Origin of the sequence: Clostridium kluyveri (assembly GCF_001902295.1) — a bacterium.
GTDB classification, from domain to species: Bacteria; Bacillota; Clostridia; order Clostridiales; family Clostridiaceae; genus Clostridium_B; species Clostridium_B kluyveri_B.
This window is the reverse complement of sequence record NZ_CP018335.1, coordinates 1,111,915-1,130,345: the sequence shown is the minus strand read 5'-3', so window position 1 is coordinate 1,130,345 and position 18,431 is coordinate 1,111,915. Positions and strand designations below refer to the sequence as shown.

At 29.6% G+C, this 18,431-nt stretch carries 18 protein-coding genes; 2 read left to right on the top strand and 16 right to left on the bottom strand.

Annotation, left to right across the window (positions count from 1 at the left end):
- Positions 1 to 26: 26 nt before the first annotated feature.
- Positions 27 to 1,001 carry a GPR endopeptidase gene (gene gpr / locus BS101_RS05735; protein ID WP_073537952.1) on the bottom strand — a complete coding sequence of 325 codons (975 nt, stop codon included), beginning with the start codon at positions 999 to 1,001 and terminating at the stop codon, positions 27 to 29.
- A gap of 307 nt (positions 1,002 to 1,308) precedes the next feature.
- Here gpr and rpsT point away from each other — a divergent pair, with 307 nt between their 5' ends.
- Complete coding sequence (gene rpsT, locus BS101_RS05730) at positions 1,309 to 1,575, top strand: 30S ribosomal protein S20 (RefSeq protein ID WP_073537951.1); 267 nt, start codon at positions 1,309 to 1,311, stop codon at positions 1,573 to 1,575.
- A 29-nt stretch (positions 1,576 to 1,604) separates the two neighbouring features.
- Here rpsT and holA read toward each other — a convergent pair whose 3' ends face one another.
- The 6 genes from holA to BS101_RS05700 form a co-directional block, all read right to left on the bottom strand.
- Positions 1,605 to 2,639, bottom strand: a complete 1,035-nt coding sequence (holA, locus tag BS101_RS05725; protein ID WP_073537950.1) for a DNA polymerase III subunit delta — start codon at positions 2,637 to 2,639, stop codon at positions 1,605 to 1,607.
- Positions 2,640 to 2,676: 37 nt separating this feature from the next.
- On the bottom strand, positions 2,677 to 4,482 hold the full coding sequence (locus BS101_RS05720; protein WP_083585660.1) for a ComEC/Rec2 family competence protein: 1,806 nt from the start codon (positions 4,480 to 4,482) through the stop codon (positions 2,677 to 2,679).
- A 41-nt stretch (positions 4,483 to 4,523) separates the two neighbouring features.
- Positions 4,524 to 7,112 (bottom strand): cation-transporting P-type ATPase, encoded by a 2,589-nt coding sequence (locus BS101_RS05715; RefSeq protein WP_073537949.1) that lies wholly within the window; start codon positions 7,110 to 7,112, stop codon positions 4,524 to 4,526.
- A gap of 192 nt (positions 7,113 to 7,304) precedes the next feature.
- Complete coding sequence (locus tag BS101_RS05710) at positions 7,305 to 8,216, bottom strand: AEC family transporter (protein ID WP_073537948.1); 912 nt, start codon at positions 8,214 to 8,216, stop codon at positions 7,305 to 7,307.
- A gap of 51 nt (positions 8,217 to 8,267) precedes the next feature.
- Positions 8,268 to 9,458, bottom strand: a complete 1,191-nt coding sequence (locus tag BS101_RS05705) for a pyridoxal phosphate-dependent aminotransferase (RefSeq protein ID WP_073537947.1) — start codon at positions 9,456 to 9,458, stop codon at positions 8,268 to 8,270.
- A gap of 165 nt (positions 9,459 to 9,623) precedes the next feature.
- Positions 9,624 to 10,226 carry a helix-hairpin-helix domain-containing protein gene (locus BS101_RS05700; RefSeq protein ID WP_073537946.1) on the bottom strand — a complete coding sequence of 201 codons (603 nt, stop codon included), beginning with the start codon at positions 10,224 to 10,226 and terminating at the stop codon, positions 9,624 to 9,626.
- A gap of 246 nt (positions 10,227 to 10,472) precedes the next feature.
- Between BS101_RS05700 and BS101_RS05695 the strand changes: the two genes are divergently transcribed.
- A complete protein-coding gene (locus BS101_RS05695) occupies positions 10,473 to 11,696 on the top strand; it encodes a D-alanyl-D-alanine carboxypeptidase family protein (RefSeq protein WP_073537945.1) in 1,224 nt (407 codons plus the stop codon).
- Positions 11,697 to 11,747: 51 nt separating this feature from the next.
- Here BS101_RS05695 and BS101_RS05690 read toward each other — a convergent pair whose 3' ends face one another.
- The 9 genes from BS101_RS05690 to BS101_RS05650 all read right to left on the bottom strand — a co-directional run bounded on the left by BS101_RS05690 (position 11,748) and on the right by BS101_RS05650 (position 18,396).
- Complete coding sequence (locus BS101_RS05690) at positions 11,748 to 12,647, bottom strand: RluA family pseudouridine synthase (protein WP_073537944.1); 900 nt, start codon at positions 12,645 to 12,647, stop codon at positions 11,748 to 11,750.
- 71 nt (positions 12,648 to 12,718) lie between these two features.
- Positions 12,719 to 13,099, bottom strand: a complete 381-nt coding sequence (locus BS101_RS05685; protein ID WP_073537943.1) for a RidA family protein — start codon at positions 13,097 to 13,099, stop codon at positions 12,719 to 12,721.
- Positions 13,100 to 13,142: 43 nt separating this feature from the next.
- Complete coding sequence (yqeK, locus tag BS101_RS05680; protein ID WP_073537942.1) at positions 13,143 to 13,718, bottom strand: bis(5'-nucleosyl)-tetraphosphatase (symmetrical) YqeK; 576 nt, start codon at positions 13,716 to 13,718, stop codon at positions 13,143 to 13,145.
- Between the two features lie 33 nt (positions 13,719 to 13,751).
- A complete protein-coding gene (nadD, locus tag BS101_RS05675) occupies positions 13,752 to 14,363 on the bottom strand; it encodes a nicotinate-nucleotide adenylyltransferase (RefSeq protein ID WP_073537941.1) in 612 nt (203 codons plus the stop codon).
- 14 nt (positions 14,364 to 14,377) lie between these two features.
- Positions 14,378 to 15,652: a GTPase ObgE gene (obgE, locus tag BS101_RS05670; protein WP_073537940.1), complete on the bottom strand. Its 1,275-nt coding sequence runs from the start codon at positions 15,650 to 15,652 to the stop codon at positions 14,378 to 14,380.
- Positions 15,653 to 15,877: 225 nt separating this feature from the next.
- Complete coding sequence (rpmA, locus tag BS101_RS05665; RefSeq protein ID WP_073537939.1) at positions 15,878 to 16,180, bottom strand: 50S ribosomal protein L27; 303 nt, start codon at positions 16,178 to 16,180, stop codon at positions 15,878 to 15,880.
- Positions 16,181 to 16,183: 3 nt separating this feature from the next.
- Entirely contained in the window at positions 16,184 to 16,513 is a 330-nt protein-coding gene (locus BS101_RS05660) for a ribosomal-processing cysteine protease Prp (protein ID WP_073537938.1), read from the bottom strand.
- Positions 16,514 to 16,516: 3 nt separating this feature from the next.
- Positions 16,517 to 16,828 (bottom strand): 50S ribosomal protein L21, encoded by a 312-nt coding sequence (gene rplU / locus BS101_RS05655; protein ID WP_073537937.1) that lies wholly within the window; start codon positions 16,826 to 16,828, stop codon positions 16,517 to 16,519.
- A 131-nt stretch (positions 16,829 to 16,959) separates the two neighbouring features.
- Complete coding sequence (locus tag BS101_RS05650; protein ID WP_073537936.1) at positions 16,960 to 18,396, bottom strand: ribonuclease E/G; 1,437 nt, start codon at positions 18,394 to 18,396, stop codon at positions 16,960 to 16,962.
- Between the last annotated feature and the right edge of the window lie 35 nt (positions 18,397 to 18,431).

The window sequence follows — 18,431 nt, the reverse complement described above, 5'->3', positions numbered from 1 at the left end:
CCGTCCACTTAATGTGATTTAAAAATTTAATTTAAAAAAGTATTTATATCATTTAAATCTAGAGCAGGCTGCAGCGCTATATTTATTCCATTGGCAATAATTTTTGAAATTGAATCTATAACTAAATCTACATCTTTAGGTGTCACCATAATATTTTCCCCATAAGGTTCCAGTATTTCTTTTATCATTTTTTGCTTTTCATCTTTATCTATAGATTTTAACACCTTGTAGAATTCCTTTCCTTTTTCACTCTGATTTATCATTTCATCTAAAACTAAATCGATAGTATCATTTGCCATGGTAGCTGCATCTACTACTGTAGGCACTCCTATAGCTATTACAGGGATTCCTAAAGTTTTCTCACTTAATTCCATTCTTTTATTGCCTATTCCAGAACCCGGAGATATTCCTGTATTGCCTATCTGTATTGTAGTATTTACCCTATCCATCTTTCTAGAAGCCAGAGCATCTATACACACTATAATATTAGGTTTTATCTTATCTACAACCCCTTTTATAATTTCACCTGTTTCAATACCGGTAATACCTAAAACTCCTGGTGAAATAACACATACCGGTCTTATCCCTTCATCTATTTTATCCGGTACTAATTCCTTTAAGTGCCTGGTTACCATCAATTTGGAGGCTGTTTTAGGCCCTAATGCATCTGGAGTTATATTCCAATTCCCAAGTCCAACCACCATAGCTGTCATACTTTCCTCTATATTTATCATTCCTGATAATACTTTTCCCATTACCACACTTACCTTATCTCTCATTTCTCCATCATAGTGGGTAAATTCCGGCATATCTATAGTTATATAGGAGCCTTTAGGTTTCCCCATAAACTTTTCTCCCACATCTTCCACTATCTTTACATAAGTTACTTTTATATCCTCCTCCATCTTTTCTTCTATCTCTACTCCTGGGATCTTACTGCCCATTTTTTTTTCACAGATCTCTTTAGCTTCTACTGCTAAATCCGTTCTTATATTAAACATTTATGTACCACTCTCCATTTACAAATTAACATTAAAATTTAATTTTACTCCTTTTCTACATATACTACATATACATTATTATTGCTTATTTTCTCCTGCAATATACTATTATACAAGGCCTAGAATATATTAAGTAATTCTTGAATTGGTATTAGCAATTACAGCTTTCAGATAAATTAAAGCTATTAAATTCCCCCTTGAAGTGGTTAAAATTTAATGTTATAATAGCATTTGTTAAATATAATGAACTCATTGGTAAATTTCCCCAAGGCTGTTGAGATCTAATAATTAATAAGGGGGTGAAAGCATGGCAAACATAAAGTCTGCAAAGAAAAGAATAAAGGTTATAAAAACCAAGACACTTAGAAATAAGATTATAAAGTCTTCATTAAAAACTACTATAAAGAAATTTTTAGCTGCAGTTGAAAGTGGAAATGCAGAAGAAGCTAAAGTTAGCTTTACTGCAACTGTAAAAGCTTTGGATATGGCCGCATCAAAAGGTGTAATTCACAAAAATAAGGCATCTAGAAATAAGTCTAAGTTAGCTTTGAAATTAAATAAATTGACAGCATAATAAATAAACCGGTACTTGCCGGTTATTTATTATGCTGTAGTATTTATTATTAAAAGTTCCATTTCAATCTTTTCATCTGTAGATAGGCTCTTTAATTTCTCTTCTGTATTTAAACACATTTCTACAGCTCTTTTTAATTGGTTCAAAGTAAACTTTTTGCTCTGGCTTAACATAACACTGTATCCATATTCTGATTTAATATTTAATTTTTCCATAACCTCTTTTTTTGTGCTTCCACATTCCAAATACAATTTTATTTTTAATAAAATATTAAACTGCCTTTCTATCATGGACAAAATATAGTTTATCTTGACGCCTTCATAAATAAGTTCATTTAATATGTAAATGGCATCTTTTATTTTTTTATTTGATATGGCATTTACCAAATCAAATATATCCTCTTCACTGCTTTTTAAAAATATTTTCTTAATATCTTCTCTTTCTATATCTCTTCCATAAGTATAACAACACAACTTTTCAACTTCATTTTCTATCATATTCAAATTGTTATCATTCATAAGACTGCAAAATATTCTAAGATCTACTTTTTTTATATTTTTCCCTCTTTCGTAAAAAAACTCTTGAACCTTATTTTCCAGTTGATACCCTTTCACTTTATCAGTTCTTACTATACATAAGTACTTATCTAAACTATATATTTTTTTGCCTATTTTATCTCTTTTATTTTTAAATAAATAGTATAATATTAAAATACAATGCTCCGGTACATTTTTCAAATAATTTTGTATACTATTAAATTCATAAGAAAGTTTACTCTTACTATTTTGTTCCTCACCTATAAAGGCAGCCCTATATACAAGTACCACCTTCTTATCACTCATAAAAGGTAATGTTTCACAGGCATTTATTACAGGATCAAAGCTTTCAAGAGAACTTCCATCAAATTTTATATAGTTAAACTCTGCAAAATCAGGTTTTATACTTTTCTGAACCAATTTTCTTATATTCTCTTTTATAATAAATTCATCTATTCCACAAAACAAATAACAATTTTCTACCTGTGCATTTTTTAAATTTTTCTCAAAAGTAAATATATCTATCATTATAATCACTTCCATTTTATTTAAATAGAATTAAATATTATTTGATTCTAAAAAGTCTATTTAGTATTATACCATATCCCACACTTTCTTCATCATTTAACGAATATTTTTTATAACTTTCATTAATATATTTATTAGGCAATTTTATTTTAGGTATATATATACAATTATCTTTTTTAAAAACCTCTATATGGTCTTTATAATACTTAGTCAATAAAAAATTGAATTCTTTATTCTCATTATAAAATTTAATTTTCATAGAGGTATCTAAATTATCATATACTTTCAAATATATATGTTTATCTAGTCTACATATGAAATTTTTTTGAGGATTGGTCACTACCTTTTCTATTTGTTCATTATCCTTTATATCCCTTATCCAGCGAGTATTAATATAATCGTAATTGCATATAAAAATCTTATTGAAACCTTTTCTTATAATTACAGCCTCTCCATTATTATTATTCATAAAAGTTATGGTAGGGAAAAAATTATAACTTTGAAAGAAAACTAAAGCTGCACAAATTACAGGAATATATTTAAAACTTTTATGTTCATATCTATACATAAGAAAACTTATATAAGTTATAATTATAATTACTCCATCTATATATTTAAGGTAGATTATATCAGGACAGAATTTTAAAATAATTGCATTAAGAGCCTCTTCCAGAATAAAAATAAAATTTATAGCCCAGGAAATGACTTTAAATACAGGTTTAATGAAGTATAAACACAATGCTGAATTTCCTAAAATTACTATGACCGAAAATAAAGGAATGAGGAATAAATTCCCTATTATAAATCCCAAGCTGAAGTTTTCAATTGTAAAAGCTATATAAGGCATGGAAAATATTTGAGAACTTAGACTAAGACTTATATTACTGGCAATTTTAGACGGCAGTTTAAACAACTTCCTATAAATTCTTTCATTATATAATATTATTCCAAGAGTTGCTAAAAAGGAAAGTCCAAATCCAATATTTACTATATAATAAGGTTTTACAGCCATTAAGAGCAAAGCTGATAAGCTCAAAGAAGATATGCTGTCATATTCTTTTAAAAATATTTTAGACAGCTTAAATATTAATATCATTATGAAGGATCTCATGGTAGCAGCACCCATGCCTGTAAAAATCACATATAAAATGGATATACCCACAGCCATTTTAAGACCAAATATAAATTCCAGCGTTTTATATATTATGACCATATGAAATCCTGATACGCTCACAGCATGAATTATTCCAAGCTTTTGGAATTCTTCCATTTGACCTTCACTCATGTAATCAGTTTCTCCATAACAAAGTGACATAACCATAGCTGCTCTGCCTTCCCCTATTGACTCTTTAAATTTTTCATATATATTCCTTTTAAATTCATAAATACCATGTATTATATCATGTTTACACACTTTATATTGTTCTAAAGTATAGTTTCCAACTATACCTTTCTCTATATAAGCATTTCTCTTGAAGCTCCCCTGTGCCTCTATTTTTTGTCCCTCTTGAAGTAGATTCACTTTACCATTTAATACAATTTTTCTTCCCTTGAAATCTCCTATAAAATAGTAATCTTTCTTTTCCACTACTCTAATTTCAGTAGCCTCCTTAATATCTACATAAAAATATACATTAAAAGATAATACTCCAAAAATAAAAAACAACATATTTAAAATACAAAATTTAATTTCTAAAGTCAATAATATCATAATAAAAAAAGAAACAGCGAGCACCGCTGCTATAAAAATGTTATCCAGAAATGTTATGGCGGATATACAACCCGCCGCCAATGAAATAGAATGAAATACCAGTGGTCTTTTTATACTATATTTACTATACAAAAAACCACCTCCTGTTATCATTTTATCCTAAAAATAACAGACTAAACAAATTCTTCTCTTTGAAATTTATAAAATACACAAAAAATAATCCATATTAAAATACATATTAAAAATATTTTTAAATAAATACTACCAGATAAAATCATAAAATTACTTATAATTGACGCTGCTGCAAATTGAATAAGCAAACTTATAATTATAATTAAGTTGGATATCTTATTTTGAAAAAACTTTTTATTGGAAAAGCTATAAGTAAATATTACTGCACAGGTATTTAAAATCCAGAGAGAAGTTAAAAGATCAAATTGAACTTTGTATAGATTACCTACATAAAAACCTATAAAGGCCACAATTCCCATTAGAAATCCACCAGTTATGATAAATATAAAATTATCTATAACTATACTTTTATCAATAGAATAATATGTATAGTCTCCTTCTTCCTCTTTATACTGATATATAAGGGCTAAAATAGATAAAAACATAAGTATGCTATTAAACCAAAAAGACTCTATAATAATATTATTTACAATATGAAAATCAAATAAAAAACTTCCCATTAAAAATATTAAAAGTGCAAAATTGCAGCTTATAATATAGACAATTATTTTTTTAAATACTTTCATTATCTTTCTTGAATCCTCTATAGTACCTAAAATATTCATAAAATCCATATTATCAGTAAATATGTCACATAATCTCTTTACTATTTTGCTTTTTGTATTAGTTATTCCCACATTAGATATTTTAAGGGCAGGTAAATCAGTAAGCTTCCACCCTGTTATTGCAGTTACATATCCATAACTCTTTAATGCCTTTACTATCTGTACCTTATGCTTGGAATTTACCCGGCAGAAAATATTAACTTTTTCTCCGATACGTTTAAATTCACTCTCTGTCATATTATCTATCTCCACTCCAGATAATATTTGGTAAAGCCTAGATACAATCTTCAGTTTTTTTCCTACAGCTAGTGATGTAAGCTTATTATCTTCTGTAATTATGATGGGTCTAATAGAAAGAGCTACTGATTTTTTAATAGAATCCACTGCATTTTCTTTTAACATATTATCAAAGCCAATTAATCCTACAAATACCAGATTACTTTCAATATTCTCTTTAACACTAGGTTCATAATTGAAATTTCTATAGGCGAATCCTACCACATATAGGCATTCATTGGACATATTAATATTCCAATCTTTTATAGCTTTTATATCTTCATCTGTTATCTCAACTTCCACACCATTTTTAAATATATGGGTACACCTAGCTATAATAGAATCTGGTGCCCCTTTTACATTGGCTCTATACTTTTTACTCATTTTATTTACAGTTGTCATTATACGCCTTTCACTGTCAAATAAAATTTGAAATATTCTATTATTGTTTTCCTCCAATTCTCCTTTATAAATGCCATTTTGTTGTCCGAATCTCACTAAAGCTAACTCCACTAAATTTTCTCTGGAATTTTCCACATCTACTTTAACAGATCTAATGTCATTACACAATATGCCTATACTTAACATTCTGTATAGACTCTTTCCTATATTTTCTTTTAAAACTTCCTCATTTACATCAATAAATCCATTACTGTCGTAAGCCTTTACAACTTCCATCTTATTTTTAGAAAAAGATCCTACTTTGTCCGTACAAATAGCTGAAACTCTTGAAAGTTTTTCCAAGCTGGATAAACCCTTGAAAAAAACTTTCTTTTTTGTTAACTTCTTAACTAATATAGTACCTGAAAATAAAATTATTATAATCATTACCTGAGGAATAGAACTTAAAAATATAATGGATAATTCTTTTAAATTATCATAAAAGTTCTGTTTAAATATAAAAGTCAATATTAATTGAATAACAGAAAGAACTCCTATGGAAATCAGAGTAAACATATTTAAAATTTTATGAAGCCTAAAACCAAAAGATTTTTTTTCTGTTCCTTCTTCAATTAAAAGCTTGACCATATTAGCCACTTCTGTATCCATGCCCACCGACACCACTATACCTGTACCATCTCCTGACACTACAAAAGAGGATTTAAACAATATATTTTTCATATCTGACAAAAGTAACTCTTTATCATCTATTTTAGATTCATATTTTTCAGAGATAAAATTCTCCCCTGTAACAGAACATTCATCAACTTTTAAATCATTACTTTCTATGATTCTCATATCGGCAGGTATTCCTTCTCTTTCACCTACAATGACTATATCCCCTACTACAAGTTCTTCTGAAGGTACTTTTACAGTTCTCCCATTTCTTATTACTCTTGCCATGCCTAAATTTAATTTTTGTAATTCTTTAATATTTTTCTCTTCTTTATATCTTTCAAGTGCTGCATATAACATATTAAAAAATATAATAGCTAAGGATACAACTGCATATATAAACATATCTAAATATATAAACATAACCATACATAAAATTAAAAATACAATCCAAATTTCTCTAAATTGTATAAACATAAGATAAAGCAGCCCTTTGGTAGAAGGCATAATAATTTTATTTTTTCCATATTTCTCCCTGCAGAGTTCTATTTGATCATCTTCCAGTCCATAATATACATTACTGTTTAATTCTCTTACTACTTCACTCCACGGATGTTTATACCAACTAATCATACCCCAACACCTTCCCATATAAACAAAACACTATTAAAATACATAAATCTAACTTATTTTACTTTATTATCAAATAATATTTATCACCTTATATAATAATCGATTTATACTATAATATACTTTAACATATAACTGAAATAAACCAGCTTTTTAAATATACTTATGTAAATCCTCCCACTATCTTTTAAATTCTCATAAGCAAAACTTAATTATCAAAGGTATTGTGATCATGGAAAAAAGCGTTGACAAAGAAACTATGAATACAGAATATTCCTTTCCCTTATTAAAATTTTCTGCAAAAAGTGAAGTTGTTGCACCTGCTGGCATAGCCTGCATTAAAATAAAAGTTTTCATAACTATAGAGTTTTCTTTTAAAAAAATTGAAACTATATATAAAGCTGCAGGTATAAACAAAAGCTTAATAAAAGTTCCATAATACATACTTGCATCATTAATAAGGTTTTTAAAATTAGACTTTGATAATAAACTTCCTATTATAAGCATGGATATAGGGGTGGTTAATCCCCCTACTGCCTTCATGGCATCTTGAAATACTGAAGGCACTTTTATGGAAAAAATCATAATTAAAATTCCAATTAAAGCAGATATTATTCCTGGATTCTTTAATATTTTACCAATTTCCCGAATAGTTTTTATTTCGCTGAACAACATTATTCCATAAGTCCACACAAAAATATTAAAAACCATATTGAATATAGATGCATATATGATTCCTTCATTTCCAAAAATACTTTGGGTTATAGGGAATCCCATAAAGCCACAATTTGAAAATACCATGGCAAATTGAAGCACATCTCTTTTTTCCTTTCCAATTTTCATCAATAAAGGTTTTACCATTAAAGGAGTTATAGCAAATATAAGCACTGCATAAATAAATGCTTTTACTATATTATCTACTATAGCCCTTTCATAAGTAAAACTAAAAGAGGATATAATTAAAAGAGGAAGCGTTACCTCTAATAATAATTTAGAAAGCTGATTTGAAAAATTTTCATCAATAATGTCTTTTTTGCCACAATAAAAACCTATTACTGAAATTATAAATAACGATGCTATTTGTTTAACTACTGTATTTAGTATCATACAATCCCCTTTTATGACAAATCATAATTTAAAAGCCATTAATTTAAGATATTATTTTTTATACTCCTCTGCCAATTTTTTAAATACAGGCAGTGCATTTATAATTTGCTGTGTCTCTACACAATAAGAGATTCTAACATGACCAGGACACCCAAAATCATCTCCAGGCACCATTAAAAGATCATATTTTCTCGCTTTCTCACAGAATAAATTTGCATCAGGTTCTAAGGATTGAGGGAATAAATAAAATGCCCCCTGTGGTTCTACACATTTGTAACCCATTTCTATTAATCCCTTATACAGTAGATTTTTATTTGTTTCATAGATTGAAATATCTGAAGTCTGGCCCACACACCTTGCAACAACTTTTTGAAATAAACTAGGTGCATTAACATAGCCAAGTATTCTACCCGCCCCGCAAACAGCAGCATAAGTATCTTTAAAATTATCCATTTCACTAGGCACAACTATGTATCCTATTCTTTCTCCCGGCAGTGATAATGACTTACTATAGGAATAACAAACAAAGGTATTCTTATAATACTTTGTGATATAAGGTACTTCAACTCCTGCATACACAATTTCCCTATAGGGTTCATCAGATATTAAATAGATTGCATGTCCATATTCTTTAGATTTAGCCTCTAAAATAGATACTAGCTTTAATATAGTATCTTCTGAATAAACAGCTCCTGATGGATTATTAGGAGAGTTCACAATAACGGCCTTTGTCCTTTTGTTAATTCTCTTTTTAAATTCCAAGAAATTCACCTGAAAGTTTTCCATGTCAGCAGGTACAACAACAAGTCTTCCTCCTGAACCCTGTTCCACAAAACACTTATATTCTGGGAAAAATGGTGCAAAGGTAATAAATTCATCTCCCGGATTCGTTAAAGCCTTAAAGCATATACTTATAGATGCTGCAGCTCCTACAGTCATGTATAGATTATCTTTTGTAAAATTTGTATCAAATTTTTTATTTATAGATTTGGCAATTACATCTCTTACATTATCATCTCCCTGTGCACTTGTATACCCATGTACAGCAGTGGATTTTTCATGATCCAATATATCTAAAATTGCATTTTTTACTGAATCTGGTGATGGAACATTAGGATTTCCAAGGCTAAAATCATATACCTTATCTCTTCCAACTATAGCTGCCCTTTTCCTGCCAAATTCAAATATCTCTCTAATAGTAGATCTCCTGCTTCCTAATTGTACCATATCTTTTGACAACATATTTTTCCCTCCATACACTATAATATATATCTATTATATCAAGTTTTGATTAAATTGAGGTGGAGTTTGCTAAGAAACACCCTTCTCCATCTCAATTTTCTAAGAACCAAGAAGTATCAGTGATTACTTCATACTACATATTTTAAAATAGCTCCTAACTTTAGTTTACCTTATATCTACCTTATCTTTTATCTTTTCTAAAGTTTTATCTCCTATTCTATCTATATTTTTTAAATCCTCTATTGATGAAAAGCCTCCATTTTGTTCCCTATAATCTATAATTTTTTGTGCAGTTACATCACCTATGCCAGGTATGGTTTTTAATTCTTCTTTAGTAGCAGTATTTATATTTACTTTTGCATTTTCCGATGTTTCTCCCTGCAACCCATTTTGTAATTGCAAATTTTCATTATCTGACTTCTTGTCTACATATATATAGTCCTCATCTTTTAACTTTTTAGCCAAATTTAGTTTATAACTATTAGCTTCATTTGTAAAGCCCCCACATGCTTTTACTAAATCCTGCACCCTGCTATCTTGTTTTAATTTATATACCCCGGGATTTTTAACTTCTCCATTTATATAAACAGTTATGTCACTGGAAGACTGTTCTGTAGTATTTCCTGCAGCGGACTGTTCTTTAAATATTTCCTCTTTATTGTTAGACACATCATCTATAGACTTTGAATTAATATAAAATACTATTAGAAATGAACTAAGTATTATTAGAATAACAACAGAACCTATAATTTTCTTTTTATACTTCACTTTTTTCCTCCTAATAATTTTAAAATTTTAATATTAATATTAAAATTGTGTAAATTTCATTATATTATAAGCTAAAATGGCTATAATTTAAGGATATATGGAACTTTATATACTTTTAATTTAAGATAAAATATACGTTATATACACAGTTTATATTTGAATTATTGACAACTTTTAAAAAAAATTTGTCGCATCCATATCATTTTTTTGATATAATATTTAATGATTATCTTAAAGGAGGAAAAAATGAAAAAAATAGTTACATTTATATTATTTTTTCTAATTATATGTTATATTAATCCCTATAACGTTTACGCCACCCAAACACTTCCTTCTGTTTCAGCCGATAGTGCAGTACTTTTAGATGCTGCAACAGGTGAGGTTTTATATGCTAAAAATCCTGATTCTGCCTATCCTCCTGCATCCACTACAAAAATAATGACTGCACTTTTAACCCTTGAAAATGCAAATTTAAATGATAAAGTAACAGTTGGTAAAAATCCACCTCTGGTAGATGGAACTAGAATAGGGCTTTACGAAGGTGAAGAGTTAACTGTGAAAGATTTACTGTATGGTCTTTTACTAGCTTCAGCCAATGATTGTGCAGAGGCATTAGCAGAATATATAGGAAATGGTTCCTCAGAGAAATTTGCAATTGAAATGAATAAAAAAGCACATGAACTTGGAGCTTATAATACAAACTTTGTAAATCCTAGTGGATTATTTGACGAAAAACACAAAACTTCTGCAAAGGATTTAGCTCTCATAATGAGAGAATTATGTAAAAATCCCGAATACTCAAAAATAGCTACTACATTATATTATACTATTCCTCCTACCAATAAATCTCCTCAGGAGAGAGGCGTATGGAATGAGAATAAATTGATACAATCAAACTCAACTTACTATTACAGTGGTTGTGAAGGTGGTAAAACCGGATATACCACACAATCTCTGCACTCTTACGTATCTGCTGCTACAAGAAATGGCCAGCGTCTTATTGTAGCCCTGGTACATGACAAAAATAAAACTTTTTTTCCTGATTCCATATCCTTATTTAATTTTGGATTTGATAATTTCAGTCTTGTGAAATTATATTCAAAAGGAGATTTAGTTACAACTTATAATAAAAATAATATCTCTGTCCCGCTAACTGCAGCTTCTGATTTTTACTATGTTAAAAATAAAAATGATACCGCTGTTCCTAGTTTTACCTTAAAAAATTCAAATTTATCAGTTAAGTTTTTTAATACAGGGGAAGTAGTTGAAGAGGCCACCATATCCTTTAAAGGAAAAAATATAGGAAAATTACCTCTTCTAAGCAGCTCCAGCCATTATGAAAAACAAACAATGGCTTCCGCTCATATAGAAAATATTATAAAAAACAAATACATAATTTTTATATCAATTATGTTTATATTAACTCTCATAGTCTCCTTTACTATAAGAAGATTTGTAATTTCTAAATAAAATAATTTTATCTACAATAAGGCATCCAAACTAAAAATACGAAAAGGTGCCTTATTTTATTTCTTTTATTAAATTTGAAATATCCTCTGGTATGTCAGTCTCTAATTCCAATATTTTATTTCCTCTAGGATGGGGAAACTTAAGCCTATAGGCATGAAGAGCCTGCCTATTTATATACCTGTTATCCTCCTCTATTCCATATAGGGTATCTCCATATAGTGGGTGGTCTAAATAACTTAAATGAACCCTAATTTGATGTGTTCTTCCAGTTTTTAATATAAGCTTTAGCAGTTGATCATGTTTAAATTCTTCTATAACTTTATAATGTGTAATACTTCTTTGACCCCTTTTATCCACAATTCTTCTTATATCATCTCCTTGTGGTCTATATATAGGTAAATCTATAATACCCTGATCTTCTTTCATCTTTCCATGAATAACAGCAATATAGCTTTTTTCAAAATCTTCATTTTTCATATCCCTTGACAGACACATATGGGCAAACTGATTTTTTGCCACTATTATAAGTCCTGATGTATCCATATCCAGCCTACTTACCAATCTAACTATACAATTTTCTCCACTTTTCTGAAAATAATAAATAAGACCATTAGCTAGCGTTCCACTAGGATAACTTCTTGTAGGATGGACTACTATTCCCGGTCTTTTATTTACTATTATTATATCCTTATCTTCATACACTACCTCCATATCCATTTTTTCTGCCCCTATATTTTGAGACTCTTCTTTTATTAAATTAAAACATATAACATCTCCTGATTTTAATACATGATTAAGTTTTACTCTTTTATTATCTATTTCTATTCTTCCACTTAAAGCCGCTCCTCTTATAAGTCTTCCTGAAAATCTTTGAATTTTTTTTAAATACTCTTTCAATTTTAATCCCTGTTCTTCTTCTTTAACTTTAAATACTATTTTATTTTCTTCCATTTAACTTCTCTCCTGTTAAATTATTAGGAGTGAACTCTTTTAAAGCTCACTCCTTTAAACCTATCTTTAAACTAATCTATTAATGCGATTACCTCTATTTCAACCAGAGCATCCTTAGGAAGTTTTACTTCTACACAAGATCTTGCAGGCATGTCTTTTTGAAAATATCTTGCATATACTTCATTCACATCTGTAAAGTCTGATATATTTTTTACATACACTGTTGTCTTAATCACATTTTCAAGACAAGTTCCTGCTTCCTCAAGTATGGCCTTTATATTTTCAAGACACCTTTCAGCAGCCTTTTTTATATCCCCTGAAATTAGCTCCCCTGTTTCTGGAACTAAGGGTATTTGACCCGATGTAAATAAAAAATTACCCACTTTTACAGCCTGTGAATAAGGGCCTACAGCTCCAGGAGCTTTTTTTGTATTTATTATTTCTTTTTTCATTATAAAAACCTCCTATACTAATTTATAAAATATATTGTATATTCTATTTCTCTCCACTATGAAACACCAAATAATTCCTTCCCTCTATAGTGTTTAAATGTAAAAGCTGACCTCTATTTATCACAACTTTAATAGTATTATTAAAAGCATCTAGTATTGCTCCATCTAAATCTACAAAGGCTTTTTCCCTGAGCTCCTCCACTCCTGGAAAATTTCTGGCAGGTTCTATATAATCTGCAATATATATTATTTTTTCCAGTAGATTCATATTCTTTTTTCCGGTAGTATGGCAAGCTATGGCACTTAGTATATCTTCATCAAAAATTCCCATAATTTTTTTTGCAACCACAACAGCTACACTGCCATGAAGAAGATTAGGATTCAATCTGCTTACTTCATCTATAAGAATTCCATTTTTCACTGCTAAATTCAAAATTTCATTACCTGACATATATTTTGCACAATCATGTATAAGCCCAGCCAGTGCTGCTTTGTTGACATCTCCATTATAGGCTTCAGCTAATTTTATCGCTGTAATTTTTACATTCAGGCTATGTTTATATCTCTTTTCTGATAATCTCTCCTTTAAATATTCTTTTATCTCCTCTTCACTCCACATCCTGTATCACTCCAAAATAAAAAATTATTGACCTTATTTATAAAGATTTAACTGTTTTATAATATTACAAACACTTTCAGGTAAAAAATAGTTTACATTTTTTCCTTCCTTCACACTGTTTCTTATTACTGTAGAAGAAATATCAAATAAAGGAGCATCTAAATATATTATATTAGTAGAGTATTTATCTTCTATCTTTTTCTTCTGATTCTCTATGCTTTCTGATGTAAATGCTGGAAATCCAGGTCTGTTAAATACTATAAATTTGCATAATCTAAATATGCTGTCTACCCTACTCCACTTTTCTATATCCATTAAACAATCTGCTCCAGTAAGAAAATACCATTCAGTTTTTGATTCCAGTTTGTTAAAATGTTCTAAAGTGCTATAAGTATAACTTAAGGTAGTTTTATTCACCTCATAGTTACTTACCGTAAATTTGCTCTCTGATCTTATAGCTACTTTTACCATTTCATATCTTAAAAAAGCATCTGTTATGCTCTTTTTCGCCTTATGTGGTGGATTACCCGTAGGCATAAATACAATTTCATCCAATCCCAATCTATATATTGCCTCATAAGCTATATGTATATGTCCATTATGTATGGGATCAAATGTTCCACCAAAAATAGCCTTTTTAACCATCTATTTTCTCTCCATTATAATATATAATCAAATTCAAAATCATTAAGTCTAACTACATCTCCGTCTTTAATTCCCATATCTATTAACTGCTTCATAACTCCTTTATTCTGAAGTACTTTATGAAAGTATCTCAATTCATTCGCATCGTTTACATTAATGCTTGCCAGTAACCTGTCAACAAAACTTCCTTTAACCATATATACATTTCCCTGTTTTTCTATTTCATAAGTGAATCTCTTTTCCTCTGGTATAAATTTATCCTCCTCACTTATGTACATATCTGTTACAGGTATATTGGTAAGCATGGCTGCAGCTTCTTTCATAAGTTCTTCTACTCCCCGCCTAGTAGCTGCAGATATTTTAAAAACCTTATTATATCCTAAATTTTCTACTTTTTTCTTAAAACCCTCAAATATACTATCATCATATAGCACATCTGCTTTATTCGCCGCAATTATCTGGGGCCTATCCCAAAGCTTCACATCATATTTTTTCAACTCTTCATTTATTTTAATAAAATCTTCAAAGGGATCTCTCCCTTCTAATCCAGATATATCCACTACATGTATTAAGAGTCTGGTCCTTTCAATGTGCCTTAAAAAATCTATTCCAAGGCCCACTCCTTCTGCTGCTCCCTCAATTATGCCAGGTATATCCGCTATCACAAAACTTTGTATTCCCGGAATATTTACTACTCCCAGATTAGGAGATAGTGTTGTAAAGTGATAGTTTGCAATCTTAGGGGCTGCTTTAGTAACTACAGACAAAAGGGTTGATTTACCTACATTAGGAAAACCCAGAAGTCCCACATCTGCTAAAATCTTAAGTTCTAGTGATATATATCTTTCTTCTCCGGGCATACCTGGTTCAGCAAAATCCGGTGCCTGCCTTACAGCAGTGGTAAACCTTACATTACCCCTTCCACCTTTTCCTCCTTTTGCCACTATATATTTGTCTCCAATATGAGAAAGATCCGCCATTATTTTATTTGTATCTACATCCCTTATAACTGTTCCTAGAGGAACTTTTATATACAAATTTCCTCCATTTTTTCCAAAACATTTAGAACCAGAACCATTTTCACCTTTTTCTGCAACATATTTTTTCTTATATGAAAAATCCAGAAGTGTGGTAATTTCCGGATCTACTACTAATATAACATCCCCACCTTTTCCTCCATCTCCCCCATCTGGACCTCCACGAGGCACATATTTTTCTCGTCTAAATGAAACAGAACCATTACCCCCACTGCCTGATTTTACAAATACTTCGGCCCTATCTACAAACATACTAATCACTTCCTTATAAAAAGTTATCAAGTAATTCTTAGGTTCAAGTGGAGTTTGCTCATAATAACTGCTTTTCTTCACTTGAACCTAAGAAGAACCTATCCAAACGCGTTAGCCCTGCTTATACCCCACTTTAAAATAATTTTGGAGTATTAACTAATTGCTGTGCTTAGATAAATCATATTTTCAAAAAAGCACCCTTTTGTCAGGGTGCCTCAATAACAACTATTCAGCTACTAATTCTTCTACCTCTAAAGGATATACACTGGCTTTCTTTTTTGTCTTTCCCAATCTTTCATATCTAACTATACCATCTATCTTGGAAAATAAAGTATCGTCAGAACCTCTTCCTACATTTTTTCCAGGATGAATTTTAGTTCCCCTCTGTCTAACTAATATATTCCCTGCTAAAACAAACTGTCCATCAGCAGATTTAGTTCCAAGTCTCTTGGATTCACTATCTCTACCATTTTTTGAGCTACCCATACCTTTTTTATGAGCAAATATCTGAAGATTCATAATAATCATAAATTACACCTCCTCCACTTCTTTTACAACTATATATTCACTAAAACTAATTTCAATACTCTTTAATCCAAGTAGCATAGTTTTCATAAGCACCTGGCACTTTAAAATATCATTTTCATCTATACCATCCAATGAAAAACTTAAAAAGCCATCCTCTAAGGAATATTTTATATTTAATTTTAAAACTTCTGTTATTCCGATTAAAATACTCTGGGATATTGCAGAAACAGCACTACATACCATGTCATATCCCTGTTCTACTGATTCTGCGTGGCCTTTAATTATAACCGAAACCAAGTTATCAGATTTTTTATTAAATACCGCTTCAATCATAACTTATGCATCGATTTTTTCAATCTGTAACTTAGTATATGGCTGTCTATGTCCCTGTTTCTTCCTGTAATCTTTTTTAGGCTTATATTTAAATACTATAATCTTCTTAGCTTTTCCTTGCTTTAATACTTTAGCCTTTACTTTAGCTCCTTCAACTACAGGTTTTCCAACAACTAATCCTTCATCCTTGTTTACCATAAGTACCTTGTCAAGTTCAATTGTAGAATCAACTTCAGCCTCTAACTTTTCAACATATATTATGTCTCCTTCTGAAACTTTATACTGTTTTCCTCCAGTAGCTACAACTGCATACATAAAAACACCTCCTCAATCCAGTCTCGCCTAAAAGGTATATTAGAAAAAGCTTTCCAAATAATTTACATAACCTTTTTTGAGCGGTCTACAGCTGTCATTTTAACATATATGTTCCCCTTTGTAAAGTTCTTTCAATTTATCCTAAAATCTTTAAAATCTTCTATATCACTAGCAAATAAAAGTGCTTCTACTTTACAAGATATTTTCTTTCCATAGGTAATATATACCCTTTTATTCTCAGCTCCTATATCTTTTATAAAATCTTTTGTACTCTTTTTTATATAACTTTCATAGAAAGAATCCATCTCAATATGAATATCTTCTACATTCTTTTCATAACACATATTTAAAATTTCGTTTTTTATAAGTAAAGTCATATAAGATAATTTTATTTTTTTGCCTGTTCCTCCACAACATCCGCAGTCTTCTTCTATATAATCATTTATAGATCTGCCCATTCTTTTTCTGGCTATCTGTACTAAATTCAACTCTGTAAAGGGATATATCACAGTCTTATTTTTATCCATCAAAAATCCATCTTTTAATTTATCCATAACTTTTTTCTTGTTTTTATTATTGTCCATGTCTATAAAATCTATAAGTATTATACCATTCAAATTTCTAAGTATTATTTGTGCTGCAATTTCCTCTGCAGCCTGCAGATTAGTGATAAGTACAGTCTTATCCATAGTACCGTTTTTTATATTTTTACCTGAATTAACATCTATTACGAACATAGCTTCCGTTCTATTTATGACTATATATCCACCACATTTTAAATCTATTTTATTATTTCTCAAATTTAATATCTTATTTTCCAGTTCATAATAAGCAAATAGATTTTTATTTTCTGTGTACAATTGCAAATTTACACATACATTATGTAATCCTTTTAAAAAATCTTCTACATATTTATAATCCTCTTGGTTATTTACATATATTATAAAATTATCATCAATAAGTTTATCTCTGAGTACTTCCCCCAGTATTCCACCATTATCAAATAATAATCCAGGTTTTTGCAAATATGCAGCTGATTTCATTACCTGACTATATACTTTATATAGTTTTTCCATTTCATTATGTATTACCTCAAGGGGAATATTTTCACTTTCAGTTCTTATCATAAGTCCAATTCCAGCAGGTAACTTTAGTGATTCTAATATATTTTTCTTAAAAGATTCACTATGTATTTTCTTGGAAAATTGTATTCCATCATAAGAACTATTTAAAACACAGTATTTTCCCGGAATACTTATATTTTTTACAATTTTAGCCCCTTTTTTTCCCTGATCCTCTTTCACAATTTCTCCTAGAACCATATCCCCTTTTTTCAAATTAATATTTTTGAATTTTTTATCTATGTACATATAGGCATTTCTTTTGCATCCTATATCTATAAAGGCACATTTTATAGCAGGAACTATATTTTTGACTATACCCATATATATTTCTCCTGGATAAGCGTTTTGATCCTGTTCCTTCATAAAACATTCTTTAATTATTTTTTCCTGTCTTATAATTATCCTTAAAACTTTTGTTGATCTTTCAACAAATATTTCTTTCAAATATAATTCACCTCTTCTTAAAGCCAGCTATCTAT

Excerpts from the sequence above, each read along its gene's own strand:
- BS101_RS05705 (WP_073537947.1), bottom strand. The coding sequence starts at position 9,458 with ATGTTGTCAAAAGATATGGTACAATTAGGAAGCAGGAGATCTACTATT.
- rplU (WP_073537937.1), bottom strand. The coding sequence starts at position 16,828 with ATGTATGCAGTTGTAGCTACTGGAGGAAAACAGTATAAAGTTTCAGAA.
- BS101_RS05710 (WP_073537948.1), bottom strand. The coding sequence starts at position 8,216 with ATGATACTAAATACAGTAGTTAAACAAATAGCATCGTTATTTATAATT.
- yqeK (WP_073537942.1), bottom strand. The coding sequence starts at position 13,718 with ATGTGGAGTGAAGAGGAGATAAAAGAATATTTAAAGGAGAGATTATCA.
- rpmA (WP_073537939.1), bottom strand. The coding sequence starts at position 16,180 with ATGATTATTATGAATCTTCAGATATTTGCTCATAAAAAAGGTATGGGT.
- obgE (WP_073537940.1), bottom strand. The coding sequence starts at position 15,652 with ATGTTTGTAGATAGGGCCGAAGTATTTGTAAAATCAGGCAGTGGGGGT.
- BS101_RS05715 (WP_073537949.1), bottom strand. The coding sequence starts at position 7,112 with ATGATTAGTTGGTATAAACATCCGTGGAGTGAAGTAGTAAGAGAATTA.
- holA (WP_073537950.1), bottom strand. The coding sequence starts at position 2,639 with ATGATAGATATATTTACTTTTGAGAAAAATTTAAAAAATGCACAGGTA.
- nadD (WP_073537941.1), bottom strand. The coding sequence starts at position 14,363 with ATGGTTAAAAAGGCTATTTTTGGTGGAACATTTGATCCCATACATAAT.
- rpsT (WP_073537951.1), top strand. The coding sequence starts at position 1,309 with ATGGCAAACATAAAGTCTGCAAAGAAAAGAATAAAGGTTATAAAAACC.
- BS101_RS05685 (WP_073537943.1), bottom strand. The coding sequence starts at position 13,099 with ATGAAAAAAGAAATAATAAATACAAAAAAAGCTCCTGGAGCTGTAGGC.
- BS101_RS05690 (WP_073537944.1), bottom strand. The coding sequence starts at position 12,647 with ATGGAAGAAAATAAAATAGTATTTAAAGTTAAAGAAGAAGAACAGGGA.
- BS101_RS05695 (WP_073537945.1), top strand. The coding sequence starts at position 10,473 with ATGAAAAAAATAGTTACATTTATATTATTTTTTCTAATTATATGTTAT.
- BS101_RS05660 (WP_073537938.1), bottom strand. The coding sequence starts at position 16,513 with ATGATTGAAGCGGTATTTAATAAAAAATCTGATAACTTGGTTTCGGTT.
- gpr (WP_073537952.1), bottom strand. The coding sequence starts at position 1,001 with ATGTTTAATATAAGAACGGATTTAGCAGTAGAAGCTAAAGAGATCTGT.